This window comes from Pseudomonas sp. ATCC 43928 (assembly GCF_005938665.2).
In the GTDB taxonomy this organism is placed as follows: Bacteria; Pseudomonadota; Gammaproteobacteria; order Pseudomonadales; family Pseudomonadaceae; genus Aquipseudomonas.
In genome coordinates this window covers 3,044,889-3,062,486 of record NZ_CP041753.1, presented here as the reverse complement: position 1 = coordinate 3,062,486, position 17,598 = coordinate 3,044,889, and the positions used below count along the sequence as shown (strand labels likewise).

12 protein-coding genes are annotated in these 17,598 nt (G+C 56.6%); 10 read left to right on the top strand and 2 right to left on the bottom strand.

The genetic code is table 11. From position 1 onward, the window contains the following. The first annotated feature begins 20 nt into the window (after positions 1 to 20). The 3 genes from FFH90_RS14150 (at position 21) to FFH90_RS14135 (ending at position 4,585) form a co-directional block, all read left to right on the top strand. Positions 21 to 2,201: a PepSY domain-containing protein gene (locus FFH90_RS14150; RefSeq protein WP_111454956.1), complete on the top strand. Its 2,181-nt coding sequence runs from the start codon at positions 21 to 23 to the stop codon at positions 2,199 to 2,201. Further along, positions 2,191 to 3,156, top strand: coding sequence for an FAD:protein FMN transferase (locus FFH90_RS14145; protein WP_111454955.1), 966 nt, complete (start codon positions 2,191 to 2,193; stop codon positions 3,154 to 3,156). The genes FFH90_RS14150 and FFH90_RS14145 overlap by 11 nt, the downstream gene beginning before the upstream one ends. Before the next feature lie 388 nt (positions 3,157 to 3,544). After that, a complete protein-coding gene (locus FFH90_RS14135; protein ID WP_111454953.1) occupies positions 3,545 to 4,585 on the top strand; it encodes an ABC transporter substrate-binding protein in 1,041 nt (346 codons plus the stop codon). A gap of 172 nt (positions 4,586 to 4,757) precedes the next feature. Here FFH90_RS14135 and FFH90_RS14130 read toward each other — a convergent pair whose 3' ends face one another. Further along, complete coding sequence (locus tag FFH90_RS14130) at positions 4,758 to 5,630, bottom strand: DNA/RNA non-specific endonuclease (RefSeq protein WP_018927953.1); 873 nt, start codon at positions 5,628 to 5,630, stop codon at positions 4,758 to 4,760. 370 nt (positions 5,631 to 6,000) lie between these two features. On the opposite strand from FFH90_RS14130, the gene FFH90_RS14125 reads away from it, so the two are divergent. Next, positions 6,001 to 6,621 carry a glutathione S-transferase family protein gene (locus tag FFH90_RS14125; RefSeq protein WP_111454951.1) on the top strand — a complete coding sequence of 207 codons (621 nt, stop codon included), beginning with the start codon at positions 6,001 to 6,003 and terminating at the stop codon, positions 6,619 to 6,621. Between the two features lie 117 nt (positions 6,622 to 6,738). On the opposite strand, the gene FFH90_RS14120 is transcribed toward FFH90_RS14125, so the two are convergent. Continuing rightward, a complete protein-coding gene (locus tag FFH90_RS14120) occupies positions 6,739 to 7,335 on the bottom strand; it encodes a TetR/AcrR family transcriptional regulator (RefSeq protein WP_138867392.1) in 597 nt (198 codons plus the stop codon). Positions 7,336 to 7,867: 532 nt separating this feature from the next. On the opposite strand from FFH90_RS14120, the gene FFH90_RS14115 reads away from it, so the two are divergent. The 6 genes from FFH90_RS14115 (at position 7,868) to FFH90_RS14090 (ending at position 17,548) form a co-directional block, all read left to right on the top strand. Next, positions 7,868 to 8,881, top strand: coding sequence for an SDR family oxidoreductase (locus tag FFH90_RS14115; protein WP_111454949.1), 1,014 nt, complete (start codon positions 7,868 to 7,870; stop codon positions 8,879 to 8,881). Positions 8,882 to 8,961: 80 nt separating this feature from the next. After that, positions 8,962 to 10,482: a class I adenylate-forming enzyme family protein gene (locus FFH90_RS14110; RefSeq protein ID WP_064617441.1), complete on the top strand. Its 1,521-nt coding sequence runs from the start codon at positions 8,962 to 8,964 to the stop codon at positions 10,480 to 10,482. Next, positions 10,472 to 11,083 (top strand): HAD-IB family hydrolase, encoded by a 612-nt coding sequence (locus tag FFH90_RS14105; RefSeq protein WP_018927948.1) that lies wholly within the window; start codon positions 10,472 to 10,474, stop codon positions 11,081 to 11,083. The genes FFH90_RS14110 and FFH90_RS14105 overlap by 11 nt, the downstream gene beginning before the upstream one ends. A gap of 3 nt (positions 11,084 to 11,086) precedes the next feature. Further along, the gene (locus FFH90_RS14100; protein ID WP_111454948.1) at positions 11,087 to 12,850 is read left to right on the top strand and encodes an FAD-dependent monooxygenase; all 1,764 of its coding nucleotides are present in this window, start codon (positions 11,087 to 11,089) and stop codon (positions 12,848 to 12,850) included. A 118-nt stretch (positions 12,851 to 12,968) separates the two neighbouring features. After that, positions 12,969 to 14,054: an acyl carrier protein gene (locus FFH90_RS14095; RefSeq protein WP_018927946.1), complete on the top strand. Its 1,086-nt coding sequence runs from the start codon at positions 12,969 to 12,971 to the stop codon at positions 14,052 to 14,054. An 83-nt stretch (positions 14,055 to 14,137) separates the two neighbouring features. Further along, the gene (locus tag FFH90_RS14090) at positions 14,138 to 17,548 is read left to right on the top strand and encodes a beta-ketoacyl synthase N-terminal-like domain-containing protein (protein WP_111454947.1); all 3,411 of its coding nucleotides are present in this window, start codon (positions 14,138 to 14,140) and stop codon (positions 17,546 to 17,548) included. Positions 17,549 to 17,598 lie beyond the last annotated feature (50 nt).

The following is a 17,598-nucleotide window of genomic DNA, read 5'->3' as shown; positions in this document are numbered from 1 at the left end:
GGCCATTCTGGAGGCTGAACATGCTTCGCCAGTTCCATTCCCTGCCCGGCCTGATCGCCGCCCTGCTGGTCATGCTGTTGGCCATCAGCGGCGCGATGCTGTCTGTCGACCCCGCCCTGGAACGCCTGCACAGCACGTCCACCGCTGCCGGGCAAGTCAACGTCAGTCAACTGGCCGGGCGCGTAGCCAGCCATTTCCAGGGCGTGGAGCAGATCCAGCGCACAGCGTCCGGGACGGTCATCGTCTACTACAACCAGGACGGTCAGGCCGGGGCCGAAAAGGTCGATCCACTGACCGGTCAAGGCCTCGCACCTTACGAGCCATCCGCCTTCTCGCGCTGGATGAAAGACCTGCACCGCTCGCTGTTCCTTGGCACACCTGGCCACGGGGTGTCTGGAGTCGGCGCACTGTTGATGCTGATGCTGTCGGTGTCTGGTGCGCTGTTGCTGGCCCGGCGGCTGGGCGGCTGGCGCAACCTGTTGCGGCCACTGCGAGGTTCCTTCAGCCAGCGCTGGCATGCTGAAGTCGGACGCCTGGCATTGCTTGGGCTGCTGTTGTCGGCACTGAGCGGGCTCTATATGTGCGCCACGACTTTCGGCTTTATCGCTGATGGCAGTCAGAATGAGCCCACCTTCCCCGCCCACGTCAGCGCCGGCCCGGCCTTGCCGGTGGCGAACCTGAAAGCCTTGCAGGCCACTGACCTGAATGACCTGCGCGAGCTGGTCTACCCGAACCCCAATAACCCGCAAGACATGTTTTCCCTGCGCACGGCCCAGGGCGACGGTTACGTGGACCAGGCCAGCGGCACTTTGCTGTCCTATCAAGCCCACGATTCGATGCGCAACGTCTACGAATTGATTTATCAATTGCACACCGGTGAAGGCCTCTGGTGGCTCGGTCTGCCGCTGGGGCTCTGTGCCCTCTGCGTGCCGTTGATGAGCGTGACCGGTATCCTGCTGTGGTGGCGCCGCCGCAAGGCCGCTCCGAACATCCGTGAAAACTGCACCGCGCAATCTGCCGACAGCGTGATTCTGGTCGGCAGTGAAAACAATAGCACCTGGGGCTTTGCCAACACCTTGCATGACGCTTTGCACCAGGCCGGACACCGAGTACATAGCGCGGCGATGAATCAATACACCAGCGAATACGGCAATGCCCAACGGGTGTTCATCCTCACCGCGACCCACGGCGACGGCGACGCCCCGGCCTCGGCTTCGCAGTTCCTGGCACGGTTGACCAGGGTCGGCCTCAAACCCGGCCTTCCATTTGCCGTGCTGGGCTTGGGCGACCGCCAGTTTGCGCAGTTCTGTCAGTACGCCCATCAGGTGCAGGACGCGATGTTACAGGCCGGTGGCTCACCGCTGCTGGAGCTGGAAACCGTCAACCGCCAGTCCGCCCAGGAATTTGCTCGCTGGGGCCGCGCACTGGGCAAAGTACTGGGGCAGGACCTGACGCTGGTCCACACTCCGGAGCAGCCACGTACCCATCAACTGATTCTGATGGAGCGCATCGCCTACGGCGAACAGGTGAATGCGCCGACCCACGTACTACGCTTCAAGGCAGCCAGCGAGCTGCCGGAGTTTCTGGCCGGAGACCTGGCAGGGATTCTGCCCCCTGGTAGCGCGATCCCGCGGTTTTACTCGCTGGCCAGCAGTTCGCAGGACGGTGTGCTGGAAATCTGCGTACGTAAACACGAAGGTGGCGTGTGCTCGCAATTCCTTCACAACCTGGACATCGGTGCGTCGATCGAAGCTTTTATCCAGCCCAACCCACAATTTCGTCCGGCGTCGGGCGCGCACCCGGTGATCCTGATCGGCGCCGGTACCGGTATAGGCCCCTTGACCGGTTTTATTCGCAACAACAAGGCCCGACACCCCATGCACTTGTATTGGGGCGGGCGTAATCCGGCTTCGGATTTTCTCTATGAATCGGAGCTCAAACGTTACCTGGCGGACCAGCGCCTCACGGCATTGCGTGCCGCCTTCTCCCAGGTCATGGGCGGCAGTTACGTGCAAGACCGGTTGATCAGCGATGCGCTGGTCTTGCGCCGGTTGATTGAGAAAGGCGCCCAAGTGTTGGTGTGTGGCGGTCGCGAGATGGCCAAGGGCGTGATGCAGGCCCTGGATGAAGTGCTGGCGCCGATCAACCTGAGTGTGCTGACCCTCAAGGCACAAGGACGCTACCGTGAAGATGTCTACTGACTTGCAACGCTACAGCCTGAATGGCGAGACCATGGGCACCCGTTACACCGCCCTGTTCTATGCGCAAGCCGGGATCAATACCGACAACATCGACCATAGCCTGGCACGCGCCGTGGCCCGGGTAGACCAGCAAATGTCCACCTGGAAACCCGACTCCGATCTCAACCGCCTCAACGTCGCCCCCGAACAGGAGTGGGTGCCGGTACCCAAGGAACTGGCCATGGTGCTGTCTGCCGCGCTGCGTGTCAGTCAGCAATCCGGCGGCGCCTTCGACATCGCGGTCGGCGATCTGGTGAATGCCTGGGGGTTCGGCCCCGGCGAACAGACCGTCACGGAGCAGATGCTCGACACGCTGCCGCCGCAAGCTCGCCTGTCCGCCAGTGCGGCGCTGAGCGTTGACCCGCAACGTAATCAGGTGCGCAAACGTGCGTCGCTGAACCTCGATCTGAACGGTATCGCCAAGGGTTTTGCTGTCGATGAGCTGGCCCGCTGTCTGGAGGGTTTTGGCATCACTCGTTATCTGGTCGGCATCGATGGCGAGATGCGCGCCCGCGGCGTCAAACCTGATGCCCACCCCTGGGTCGTAGCCATTGAAAAACCCTGCCGGGGTGTGCGCGAAGTCATGGGTGTGATGGAACTCTGCGACGCTGCCATCGCCACGTCTGGAGACTACCGACACTGGGTCGATGTGAGGGGGCAGTCCTACGCCCACACCATGAACCCGGCCACCGGCGCACCGCTGTGCAACGCGCTCGCGGCCGTCACAGTGGTGGCGGCCTCATGCATGCTCGCCGACGCCTGGGCCACGGCGCTGATGGTGCTGGGCGAAACCGAAGGCCCACGCCTGGCACAAGAGCGCGGGATGGACGCGTTGTTCGTGCTGCGCGACGGTGAACAGTTCAAAGAAATATCCATCGTCGGCGGCCAGTTGCAGGCGCAGATTGAAATGCGCTGAAGGACCATTCGAAATCAGTACGAATCAAACCGCCAGATGAGACATGACGCCCTGGGCGGCCTCGCCCAGTTCGAGCCTTCATTGGTAACAGGTCGGTAGAAGACCCTGTGACCGGTTGATCCACCTCATCTGAATACAACCCGGATCAGCAGTGCCCACTGCTGAAGAGCTTTTTTATAGCTCCCAAGCATATTTTTAATAATTTTCCTCTTCCGATTGATGCCGCACTATCAAACCGCACTGAGCACCTCTGGTCCGGCTTTCCCGGATGAAAGCTTTTTTCATAACGATGCCAGCCCCAAGAGCCCGGCACGGTGGAACCTTATCGGCCTCTGGCCAGCACTGCCCGGCTTTACACCATTCTAAAAACCAGCTGTGGGAGCGTTCCATGTCTTTATCCTTACGTACCTGTGTTCCTTTTTCCCTGGCCCTGTTGTGCACCGGCGTGCTCGCCGAGCCCCAGGCCCTGACTGTCATTTCGTTCGGTGGCGCCACCAAGCAGGCCCAGGACAAGGCCTATTTCCAACCCTTCAATGCAAGCGGTGCAGGACGCATCGTCGCCGGCGAATACAATGGCGAACTGTCGAAGATCAAGGCCATGGTCGATGTGGGCCATGCCACCTGGGATGTGGTCGAGGTGGAGAGTCCGGAACTGTTGCGTGGCTGTGATGCCGGCTTGTTCGAGCGACTGGACAAGGCCAGTTTTGGCGACCAGGCCCAGTTCGTACCGGGGACCTTGACCGAGTGTGGTGTGGCCACCTACGTCTGGTCGATGGTCATGGCCTTCAACAAGGACAAGCTGGCCAAGACCCCGACTTCCTGGGCGGATTTCTGGAACGTCACCGACTTTCCGGGCAAGCGCGGCCTGCGCAAAGGCGCCAAGTACACCCTGGAAATCGCTCTGCTGGCCGATGGTGTCAAGCCAGACGAGCTCTACAAAGTGCTGGGCACCCCCGAGGGCGTGAACCGTGCCTTTGCCAAGCTCGACAAGATCAAGTCGAGCATCCAGTGGTGGGAGGCTGGAGCCCAACCGGCGCAGTGGTTGATCGCCGGTGACGTGGTGATGAGTGCCGCCTACAACGGTCGTATCGCCTCGGCGCAAAAAGAAGGTATGAACCTGAGCATCGTCTGGCCCCAGAGCCTGTACGACCCGGAATACTGGGCTGTGGTCAAAGGGTCGCCGAACAAGGCCCTGGCCGAGCGTTTCATCGCGTTTGCCAGCCAACCGCAAGCCCAGAAGGTTTTCTCGGAAAACATCCCTTACGGCCCCGTCCACCGCCAGGCCCTGGCGCTGCTGCCGGAGCCAGTACGGCAGCAATTGCCGACGGCCGAAGCCAACTTGGCCAAGGCTCAGTCGGTAGATGCGGAGTTCTGGGTGGACCACGGCGAGGAGTTGGAAGAACACTTCAACGCCTGGGCGGCGCGCTAGCCGCGGCACACTCTCTGTAGCAGCTGCCGAGCCTGCGAGGCTGCGTTCGGCTGCGAAGCAGTCGTGAATCCGGCTGACGCGGTCTGCCTGACGCACCGTAAGTTCTGGTTTTACGACTGCTGCGCAGCCTCGCCCCGGCTCGACAGCTGCTACGGATTAATCCATCAAGCCATCAAGAGCGCCCCACGGAACCTGTAACCGGTAGATTCCCCAGCAAGTTGAGCCCGGTACTCTTCACGAAAGCGTCATAGTCCATCGGCTTCTCGATGCGAGTTTCAGCGTTGGGCAGTACGTAAGCCCAGGCACGCTTGGACGATGCGTCGTAAACCAGTTTGAACAGGCGGGTCGGCACCCAGACCTTGTTGTCGCCGACGGTGCCGTGGCCTGAATCAAAGAGCGGGCCGGTAAAGACAAAGACATTGCCATCGGCTCGTTTGGCAAACTTTCTGACATCGGACTCGACCTTACTCCAGATCTTCCGGTTGTTGGTTGGGTCTTGCGGCACCATGTTCGACAGCGCAAAGGATTGGGCCATTGCATTGGGGTTCGGTGCATCGGCCGCCGGGGATTGATGGCCACGGTCCACGGCCGGATGTTGGCTACGGTAGTCGCTCAACTCTGCCCGCCCACTCTTGGGAATGCGTGGGTCCGGGTAGAACTGGTTGGTGCGCTCCTCCCCTTTGGCATCCTGCAGCTGGGCGGCATTAAGGCGTTCGACCACTACCAGCGGTGTCTTGCTGGTTTGCGAGTACAGCACCGCGAAGTTATCGGAACACAGGGCCAAGGGTTTCATTGTGGCAGGCACAGTGGCCATGTTGATCGGTTTCGCGGCCGGGAACAGATCCGCGCAGCCGTCAAACGATGCCTGTTTCTGTTTGTTTGAATAGAGTTCCAGCGCCGCGCTCTGGCTGATCGAGCCCGAGTGGGAGGTTTGTTGCTGATGCTGGGTGGGCGGCTTGATGAAATCCAGCAGACTGCGGGCTTGTGCCCCGGTCGAGAGCAAAACAAGGGCCGACAGCCCAACTGCAATTTTGCGTAGGTGCATGCTTTAAATCTTCGAATTGGATTGAGGGGTAAACGTACGGCGAGTCCCGATTCACGGAACCAGGTGCAGGCGGTTGCGGATTATATTGCGGTGAGCATGCTTTCACTGTCCTTGATCAAATTGCCGATGCGGATCCGGTCGGCGCCGGGCAGTACGACCGCTGACGGTCGCGCGGGGTGTATTGACCATCACAAGTCACATTAGTGCTGAGCGGCGTACACATTCTACTTGGCCATGCTCGTCGAATGGGCATACCTAAGCGGACTGGTTAACTGACGCGAAACGTTGTGCGTACTCCTTGTAGACAGGCGCGTATGCCGCTTTTCACTTAGCATCCAATAATCATCCATTCATTTTCAGGGAGTGTCTGATGAGCCCGAAAATAGAGCTGTATGGCGCGCCTACCGGCAACAGTCTGAGGGCTGCAATAGCCTTGGAGGAAGCAGGTATCCCCTACACCGCACGAAGACTGAACTTGCAGGCGAATGAGCAACGCGACTTGTCGTACCTGGCGCTTAATCCGGCAGGAAAAGTCCCAACCCTGGTCGACCATTCATCGACACTCCCGCTGGTCATTAACCAATCGAACGCAATCATTCAGTTCGCTGATGCAAAAGCTCCGGGTCGGCTTGCACCTGCGCATCGTGGACCAAAACGCGACCGGGTGTTTGATCGTTATTTCTTTTTCGTAACGGACGTCATCGGGCCCAGTCATGTTGCATTTTCCCTGCGCCAGGCAGGATTTAATGATGCGGCCACAGTTATCGATCAACGCGTCATTGAACAACTCGTCTACGCAGAACGGTTTCTTACCGACGACTTTATGGCCGGAGATCAGTTCTCCATGGCGGACATCTCCGCTTTCACCATTGCGGCATCATTTCGTGATCGGCTGGATTGGGCAGTGCTTTCACGCTTATCACGCTGGTTCGACGCGATCGAAGCCAGGCCCGCCGTACAACGAGGATTGAAAACGTTCCAGAATCACTGAGCGCTACTGCGCAGACCTTATTGTGTGCGCTAAAGATGGGCATGGCTGCTCGCATCCTGCCCGAGGTCTGAGCCCCGGACATGCGAATATCGTATGTATCACAAGAATGGCAGCGTTCTATAAGGGCTCTGCTGTCTGGATAAGCGAGTTCAACACCAGTTTTATTTCAGAGGCTGGATCTTTATGCCCTTGCAGTATCAAACCTTCCGACAAAGCGGTGAAGGTCCTTGCAAGAGCGGAATTCGCCAAAGGAGGCTTCTTGCCTGCATGATTAAATATGATGGTAATCAACTTACCCAAGGCTTCACTATTTTCCTGATGCAGATCGTAGTAATGCGTTGAGAACTCTTCATCACGCAAGGCGATCAGTTGCAACTCAGCATCAAGAATCGCGCAACTGGTATTATTTTTAAGCGTGTCAATATAGGCATTCAATCCATGGGTCAGCTCTTCCGATGAATACCCTGAAGTCAGGGTGACACTCAATCGATCAATCTCAACTCCCTTGAATCTCTGAGTTAACTGCAGAAGCAAGTCCGACTTACTTGTAAAGTTTGAAAAGAAGGCCCCCTTCGAAAAACCGGCTTCCTCGGAAATGGCGTTGACACTGGTGGCGTGAAAACCTTTTCTCACCATAAGGTCAGTGGCGGTATCGAATAACTTATCCCTTGTTATTTGCTGACTTTCTTCTCGACCTAATCTCTTTTTAATCACGCCTTCGGCTCCTTTGGCCAAACAAATCTATTTGTAACTGGATGCAACGGATCTGCCACTCACTGCGCAAACCTGTTTTAACTATCATATCTTATACTAAGCCCTCTTAATCACTTTGCATTTAAACTTTTAAGGAGTGCCATGTAAATGCCATGTATTGGGCCCCGCACGTTCAGGCGCCTTGGTATCCAGCCTGACGCGCGCGCCCTGATGAATCGAGTCAGCGAGGGTGTCTTTTGACTCCCCCCAGAAGGCAGGCGACGGACGGCAAAAATGTCTAGCGATGACCTCAATCCGCCCGATCCCGGTGAATGCCTGCTGTCGACAACGCTCTAAACCACAGGATTTTCGTGTTTCAGGTCGGGTTCAAGGACGTCGACCTTGTGGCGACTGTTAAATACCGCTTGATTTCCAGATACCGAATGGTTTTTACTTGCCGCCGTTGACGCCCCCTGCCTGGTCAAAGCATCGAGCGCGGTGACATCAATCTCAATGCAGTAGCAGGTTACCACCCCACAGGAGCTGGATTTTAATGGAATATGCCTTTGTTACAGGCGCTACAGGCCTGCTCGGCAATAATGTGGTTCATGCGCTTTTAAAGCGAAACATCAAAGTAAAAGCACTGGTCCGCTCCGTCGAAAAAGCCAAGAAGCAGTTCGGCAATCTGCCTGTCGAATTTATCGAAGGCGACATGCTCAATGTCGACGCCTTCAGTCATGCCTTGCAAGGCTGTGATGCCTTGTTTCATACGGCCGCCTATTTCCGCGATAGTTACAAAGGTGGAAAGCACTGGCAGAAACTGTATGACACTAACGTGACCGGTACCGAGCGCCTGTTGCAGGCCGCTTATGCCGCAGGCATTCGTCGTGCAGTCCATACCTCCTCCATTGCCGTCTTGAAGGGCGATAAAGATCAGGTGATCGATGAAACAATGTCTCGCAGTGAATCGGAGGCTGACGATTACTACCTGAGTAAAATATTGTCTGAACAGAAAGTTCAGGAATTCCTGGCGCGGCATCCGGACATGTTCGTCGCCATGGTATTGCCTGGCTGGATGTTTGGCCCTGGGGACATCGGCCCGACCTCATCAGGACAGTTCCTGCTCGACTTTGTCGGACAGAAATTGCCCGGCGTACTGCCTGGAAGTTTTTCCGTTGTCGATGCCAGGGATGTAGCAGAGCATCAACTCGCGGCGATCACACGCGGCCGATCCGGAGAACGCTACCTGGCAGCCGGCAATCACATGGACATGAAAAGCATTTTCCAGGCGCTCTCCAGTGTCAGCGGCGTAAAAGCGCCGGAGCGCAAAGTGCCACTGTTCATGCTGCGTATAATTGCCTTGATCTATGAAGGTTATTACCGAATCACGAAAAAACCGGTGCTCATCAGCACTTCCACTGTCAAACTCATGGAACAAGAGCAAGGGCGCACCCATTTCAGCCACAACAAAAGCCTGAAAGAATTGCAGTGCAAGTTCCGCCCCGTGACGGAAACATTGACCGATACCCTGGATTGGTATCGGAAAAATAACTACATTGATGCTTAATTGAAACAATTTATATATAGCCTGCCTCTGTAGTACTTTTTTGTCTGACCATAAATTCAAGGATTGAGAGAGGTTGGTAAATGAAAAGCCTTTCATCTAAAGAAGGTTTTCTGCATCGGTTCGTCGGTTTTTCAGAGTCGTTCCCCGAGCACATTGCTATCAGGAACCTGGACGCGGAAGAAGATACCGTCACTTACCGTGAGTTGCGTATAAAGGCTGAAGAGTGCAATGGCGCACTCTCAGCATTAAATGTATTGCCTGGCGACAAAGTAGCGCTCGTTCTACCCAATGGGGTGGAGTTCATCGCTTACTATTTGGCGATCATCGGTCGCGGTGCGGTTCCGGTCATTCTCAACTACAAACTGACGCCATTCGAAATGAACAGCGTCATCAGCATCGCCAGACCGACGCTGGTAGTGACCACCGAAACGCTGTTCGAGCAGCATAGCGAGACATTTCAGCCTGACTACGGCGTTAAGCACTCCTTGGTGTTGAACGCCGCAAGCGAGCCGTCATCGCCCCTGCCCGACAACGCAACAGCGGACTCTCGGCTTCCCCGACAGACCGAGCCCTTGTTACTGCCCGAAGGCAATCCGATTGTCTCGGTACAGTTCACCTACCGGGGCATCGGTAAACCGCTGGCCGTTTCTCACCGCTACCTTGATTTGACGCAATCGAGTGATGGCCTGCATGAGCAGTTTCATCTTCAAGGTGTCGGCTCCGTTCATCTGGTGACGCTGCCGCTGTATGCCATCTTCGGCCTGTCGGTGATGATGGTTTTCCCCTTGAGCGTGGGCGCCACACTGTTAATGACTAACACCCTGCTCAACAGGGATCTGGCAGAAGTCTTGTCCCAGCATAAGGTCACCTTTGCCTGCCTGGTGCCCGACGTCATTCGCTACTTCAATACACGACTGGCCAAACGCAAGGGCGCGTTGTTGCCGTTGCACCCTCACCTGATGATTTATTCGGGTGGCAGTCATTTACCCGCAGACGAAGCCGAGAAGCTGGGAAGGCTGCTGGGGTGCAATCCGGTGCTGCAAGGCTATGGATTGACCGAGAGCATGCCGGTGATTGTCCAGAGCTCGATTGGCAAGGTCCATCGCGGCGCCATGGGACAACCGATCAGAGGCGTAGAACTACGGGTCGTCGATGCCGAAGGGCGGGATGTCGCACCTGGACGCATTGGCGAACTGCTGATTCGCGGTTCGATGGTGATTGACGGCTATAACGATGCAGAGGACGCCAATGCCCGGTTCTTCCGTGATGGTTGGCTACACACGGGTGATCTGGTCTGGCGGGACGACGACGGGCATGTGTTCTTCTATTGCCAACGCCTGCGAATCTCGAAGATCAAAGCGCAAATGGTCGACCTGACTGAAATCGAATCCATTGCCCTGAAGCACCCGGATGTGGTGCGCGCGAAAGCTTACATCGTCCCGGACAACAAGGAGGTCAACGTACTGCACCTGTGCGTTGAAGGGAGCGGCGACCTGACCCAGAGCGCTGTCTCTACCCTGCTCTCGCGCTACCTCTCGGGCTTCAAGTTGCCCAAAACCATCGAGATCATCTCTCTCAAGGAAGAGATTCATGCAAGCTAATGGCACACAACCGGTACTGGCCGTGTTTGACTTTGACGGCACATTGACCGACAGACATACGTTCTGGCGCTACATGCGTTATATCGTGGGAACCCGATCGTTCTGGCTCAGGATCATTCCCCTGCTACCCAAAATGCTCAGTGTAATCGTTGGCATCACGCCATTGATGCAAGCCCGACTGGCATTCATTGCCTGTTATCTGGGCGGTCTGTCCGTTGAGCAAGAGCGCGAGCATGCCAAGTATTTCATCAGCGAGCTGCTACCGCTCTGGCTCAGGCCCGAGGCCCTGCGCCGGCTGCAATGGCATCAGTCCATGGGGCATGTCACTGCGCTGGTCAGCAACTCGCCGGAAAACTACCTGATTCCCTGGGGTCAGGCAGCGGGTTTTGACTATGTCTGCGGCACTCGCCTGGCGACGGCGAAGAACAAACTGACCGGAGGAATATCAGGTACCAACTGTGTTGAGAGAGAGAAAGTCACACGGCTCAAGGGCTGCCTGAGCAACCTTGATGACTTTTACATTTATGCCTACGGGGATTCATCCGGTGACGATGCCCTGCTCGGCATTGCCAACTCTCCCTTCTACAGAAACTGGTACTAACCGATGAACACTCTGAGCACTTTGGCCCCCAAGCACTTCAGCCAACCCGGTCATACCCCGACAGTCATGATCGTAGGCGCCGGCCCGATTGGCCTGTCCCTGGCAATCATGCTGAAGAAGTGGGGCGTCTCTTTTCGCATCATTGAAAAGAATGCCGGTCCCTCGACCGCAACCAAAGCGATGGCCATCCATTCCAGAACCCTGGAAATTTTCCGAGATCTGGGAGTTGCCGATCAGGCCATCAGCGACGGATTCACTATCAACCAGTTTTCGGTGCAATCGAACGCCAAACGGGTGCTGAACTACAACTTCTCCTACCTGGACGCCACCTACCCCCTGCTCCTCAGCCTGCCACAACCGCAGACAGAGAAGATTCTGCTTGAGCGACTGAACAAGTTGGGAGCAGATGTTGAATGGAATACCGAGCTGGTCGATATAGAAAACCAGCCGGGCTCGGTGCAGATGACGCTTCAGCATGCGGACGGCAGCGCCGAGTCCTTTTCCAGCCGCTGGGTGGTCGCGTGCGACGGTGCTCGCAGCAACATCAGAAAACGTCTTGATATGACCTTCGAAGGATCGTCCTACGACCGCTTCTTCATGCTCGCCGATGCCGATATCGAGTGGTCTGGAAGCAAGGACGAAGGCGCTTTCTTCCTGGGTGCACAGGACGGTTATGTCGCGGTCGCGCCGATCAGCGCTCAATCCCGTTATCGACTTTTCATCGAGATGCCCTACAACCTGCCACCAGAAGGTGAGCGCCCTTCCTTGAGCCTGGAGAACTTTCAGCGGTTGTGCGAAGGACGCGGGCAAAAGATGACGTTGTCCAATATTTCATCGACCACCATCGCCTCTTTCCAACATCGCCGCGTGCAGTCGTTGCAGCAAGGCTCTGTGTTTCTGGTAGGCGACTCGGCTCATATCGGCAGCCCGATCGGTGGCCAATGGATGAACCTGGGGGTTTCCGAGGCCTATAACCTGGCGTGGAAAATGGCCTATGTCGATCAGGGCCTGGCTGATCCATCGTTGCTGGAAAGCTACAACGAAGAGCGTTACCCGGTGGCCCTGGAAGTCGAGAACACGGCACATCGACTGACCGGACTGATTACCGTCAAGCATCGCGCCCTCGTTTGGCTGCGCGACAATGTTCTGCCACTGATAAGCAACAGGCGCAAGGTTCAGCGCAAACTGCCGTCGATGATTTCCGGTCATCAGTACCACTACGGCAAGAGTGATTACATCCAGGAATCGCTGACGAAAAAGCAGCGCATGAATTGGGATAAAAAAGGCAAGAAACCTGAATTCCAGACGTCGGTGCCTCGCGCCGGGCAACTGGCACCCGATGTCGAGTTGTGGCAACTGCAAGGTATGCCGCCAAAGCGCTTGATCGACTTGTTCCACGGAACGTTCACGCTGTTGATTTTCAGCGCAGCCGATCAGTTTTCCCCGTTGTTGCCGGGCTATTACTCGCTGGCCGAGTCGGTGGAGAAGGACTACCCGGGCATCAAGGCTTATTGCGTTATTGATGCCCTGAGCAGCGCCGAACTGCCTTCCTGGCACTCGACGTTGCTGGACCCCGATTGGCGGCTGCACAAGCGTTACCATGCCAAAGCGGGCACGTTGATGTTGATTCGTCCTGACGGCTACATCGCTTTCCAGGGAGCCGATGCAATAACGCTCTTCACTTATCTGAACGTAAGATCCGGGCTGCTCAAAGGAGCCAGAAAAACAACATCTTCCGAGATCGACGCAGTGGAACTCCAACTTTAAGTCGCTATATGGCTACTGCCAACCTGGTTCATTGATTCACACAAGGCCCACCCCTGGGCCAAGACTTTTTATTTCTTGTTTGTAGAAAACATATACCGACTTTGGTTAGGAGAACCTCATGCGCTTCCAACTCAACGATGTTGTGCAGGAATTCATCGTGTCCAATGGAAAAATAGCCAACAGCTATTTTTCTCTTTCAGAAAAAATCATTGATTCACTGTGCGAGTCCAATATTGCAAAAGAATCAATATTGATGCGTTTGCTGGAGCAGGCCGAATCCGTCACTGCGCATTACTTCAATGCTCACCAACAAGTCCTCGAGGGTGTTTATGCCAATGGGATTGAAGCCCCCGTCAATAAAAACCTTGCGGTGCTGGAGCCCGTACACTCGAACCCGGTAATACTGGAATCGACACCTGTTGCGGAACAAACACCCGCACTCAACTACGGGCAATGGCTGCGCGCCGAAATAAGTACAGTCACAGGATTCAAAAAAGAACAAATCGACTTCGATCAAAGTTTCGAAAGCCTGGGTATCGACTCTCTCGGCATGGTCGATATTTTCGAATCCCTGGCCCAGCACTTCCCGGAAAAGAAAGAGCTCACCTCGCAGCTCTTTGATGCCCCCACTCCTACCGCTTTGCTGGCGCGGCTTGAAGCCGATCCGCAGGCACCTGCCGTGGATGTCGAAGCATGGGTACTGGAACAACTGGCGAATATCACCGGTTTTACGGTTGACCAGATCGACCAAAAACAAAGCTATGAAAGCCTGGGCCTGGACTCCCTCGTGCAGCTGGACTTCCTGGAGTCGGTCGTCGCATTGTGGCCGCAACTCAAGGCCAACAGCACTGAGCTGGCCAACGCCAAGTATCCGCAGGCAACAATCGCCCTGATTAAAGCCGCCCTGGCCGCCCCCGAGTCGACATCAACACCCGCTACCGAAGTGCAAGCACCTGCCACAACGGACGACCAAGGGCAGGCAAGCAACCTGCTTTTCAACTCCCTGTCACCCCTGATCCCGGACGCGCCACAGTCGATCGACATTGAGACGCCCTTTGCACAGTTAGGGCTCAACGGTTTTGCCCGAGAAGCACTCTGCCAATCAATGGCGCAACAGTGCTCTGCCAGCGAGTTTGCCGGTGAAGCACTGATGTCGCGTCGTACGCCGCAGGACGCCTTGTCGCTTCTGGCACGACTGAGCTGAAGCACTGAGCCGCTGTAAAAAATGGCATGGAATCCGGGTGATCGGACAGATCACCCAGCATTTTGGCAATCAGGAGACAGGGTATGAATGGCGCGGTAACAACAGAGGGCGACTTTTGCTTCAGCGCGATGGCCGGCGAGTTTCCCGGGGCACCGTCAACGGATGCGCTTTGGCATTTGCTGACGCAAGGACAGATAGCACCTATCAATTCGATGCTGACACGCTGGGAACTGGATAAGGCGTCAATCTATTCAGCAAAGGCAGGTGAAAAGGATCGCGTTTACCTGGACAGCGCTTTTTGCCTGACCGATGACGCATCAACCCCTTCACGGCATGAAGGACGGCAAGTCGCCATCGGTAAGAAAGTACTGCAGACACTCCTCGCCCAGCTTGCCGGACAAGGCTCGACTCTGATCAAAGAACGCACCGCATTGGTGGTCGCAACATCCTGGAGTGACGAGAGTTATTTCGTCACCGGCATGTCCGGAAAAACCGAAGCACCACAGGGCTACACGCCGGGTGAACAAGTGGCTGAACTGGCGGCGGCTTTTGCCTTCGGTGGCCCGGCGTTATCGGTCGACACCGCCTGTAGTTCGTTCCCCTATGCAATCGACATGGCTCAGGCCCTGGTCAATAGCGGACAGGCGGATAACGCGATTGTCATGGCACTGAACACCGTGCTGCCACCGGCGCTGTTTCTGGGCTTCTCGCAGTTGACCGCCTTTTCCGCCCGGGCCCAAATGCAGGCGTTCGGCCAGGACGCTGACGGCATTGTGCCGGGCGAATGTGCAGTCGCCTTTTTGGTCGAACCTGTATCGCAGGCCCTGATTGCGCAGCGCCGTCCCCTGGGTGTTTTACGGGCATTGGGAATGTCCGCCGATGGCGCCGAAGGTTCAGTGTTTGCACCTGGCAAACAGGCCCAGTACACGGCTTACCAGCGTGCCTATATCGGTCTTGATCCCAATGACGTGGACTACATCGAAACCCATGGCACCGGTACTCCGCTGGGTGATGCGACAGAGCTGGACTCGCTGAACAGCTTCTTCGCCCCCCACTGCACAGACGGCAAAAAAATCACCATCGGTTCAATCAAGTCTGTCATTGGCCACCCACTGGCCGCTGCTGGAGGCGCTTCGCTCGCCAAGGCGCTGATGATCTTGCGCCACAAAGGGATTCCACCTCAGCCCGACTACCGTACCAGCGCAAAAGTCGACGAGACCAGCCTGCGACTGGCCACAAAGCAGATACAGCCCCTCGCGGACCGGCAGTCGGCGATCCGCATAGGCATATCCAGCTTCGGTTTTGGCGGCGCCAATGCGCATCTGGTAGTGGATGAATATATTCCCGACAACCGCCCTGTCGCCCCTCACGCCAACCCCGGCGTGTTAATGCTGGACCTTGCGATTGTCGAGGCTGAAGCAGCGATCGGCAGTCACGGCTCGTTGCAGTCATTCAAGCAACAGCTCGATCGGCCGGCAGCGCCATCAGTCAGTTTCCCTTATGGGCGTTTCGTTGATTACTCCCCTGCCCCAGGTCAGCCGTTACTGGGCCAATTCCTGGCGCAGGATCGCGTCATTGATATCGACGGTTTCGGCATGGGTCCCAAACCTCTGGCCCATGTCGATCCGTTCAAGCTGTTGATCACCGATCGCGTCAATCATTTGCTGCGACGCCTGCCGGGTGTGGCCGGCTCACCCGGCACGGCGATGGTCATGTGCTGCAACATGGGCGGGGAACGCTTCAGCAATGCGTACAGCAGCGCTCACAGCTTCTACTCCCAAGCTCAAGGCACGCCACCGGGCGTGGAGGTAGCGGACGTGGCAACCATGTTGCCGAACATGTTGTCCGGCTACCCGACGCAAATTTTTGACTTCAAGGGTTTCCATCAAACACTGGTCGGCACCCCGGGTCTGTTCTGGCAAACCTTGCTGGCATCGCAGCAATGGTTCAAGAACGGCATAACCACGCTGTTGCTCGGTGCAGGGCGCTTTATCAGCGGTGAAATCGAGATCGAGCGCGCCCGACATTCAGCGACGGTGCAAGGCGAAGGACTGGGGCTGATTGCGCTGCGTCCGTATCAACCAGACGCCAGCGACAAACCTGTACTGGTGATCCGCGCGGCGGTTCTCGCCCATGCCGCGAACTCGCTGGAAGAGGCTTGCCAACTGCTGGGCAAAGAGCGGAGTCAATACCAGAACATTGAAGTCTGCGAGCTGCAACCTGACGCGACTCATGCCAGTGGATCTCTGCAAGAGATTACCGGTTTCCTGGCTGAAGCCAGTGGCATCGAAACCCTGTTGGCGGTGATGTTGAGTGCATCGGCTCACACGGTGATCGAGGTTCGCGAAGCCGGCAAGGCAGTGATGTGGTTGTTTACTGAAAAGCTTCGGGAATGGAGCACGGCGGCCGAACCCGCTCCTGCCATCAAGCATCCCTTTACCCTGCGTTTTGCTCACTCGGCCCACCATGAACTGCAGCCGGTGATCCCGCCTGCCCGTCCTGTCAGCCTTGTCCGCGAACCACAAAACGACGGCGTCGATGTGTTGCAACTCAGCGACATGCTGACCAACACCCTGCTCTCAGGGTTGCGTGTCCGGGTTCGCGCCATGGAGAGTCTTTTCGCCCTGCACCGTGGCACTGAAGCCCAGCGCCCGGCGCACTGGCAACGTTGCCCGGAAAACGTCGTAATCACCAACGTCCAGCGCGGCCCCCAGTCACTGCGTGCCCAGCTCGTGGTGAATGAAGCGCACCCTTATTTCTTCGATCACCCTCTTGATCACATCCCCGGCATTTTATTGCTTGAGGGCGTGTTGCAATTGATTGAACTTGCCATGCCGCCACTGAGTGGACGGGTCGCCTATGTCAAAACCCTGAATATCAAGTTCCAGCAATACGTACAAAAGCAGGGTGTGATCGATCTGCATCTGGAACAGGGTAAAGACCCGCATGTGTTCAATGCCAAGGTGATGCAAGCCGGAAAGCTGATGTGCACCTGCGTCCTTGGGATGGCCTACAGCTCGGCGTTCGAGAAATCGCCCGCCGGCGAGTTCACGGCCACTCGCTGCCGCGACAAGGCCTTGCTGCACAAGGCCAGGGAAGAAAACGTCATCGTCAGTGACATGAGCGGCATCGCTCAGGGCTTGAGCGTGGACACGCTCAAACTGCCGGATGAGCACTTCTTCCAGGAGGGCGACCCCGAGCACCATTCGATGGTGTATTTCCTCGAAGTTGCCCGCCAGTGCTACATGCAGATTGCCCACAGCCATCTGCGGATTCCACTCAACACCCCGATGAACCTGCTGGCCTTGAGTTTCACCCTGGATCGGCCAATCCCCAGGAACAGTCCGCTGTCATTGGCACCGCAAGCCGGTTTTGACGCACAGCAGCCGTTCAAAACCAACCGCATCTATATCGACCTGTTCAACCGGGGCGAAAAAATCGGTCAAGCCAGCATTACAGCTCAAGTGCTGAGTCAATCCGCACCCGCGGCCTGAGGCACTCAATTGATCCCACTCTCCCGCATGACCGTGCCCCCAACAATCAA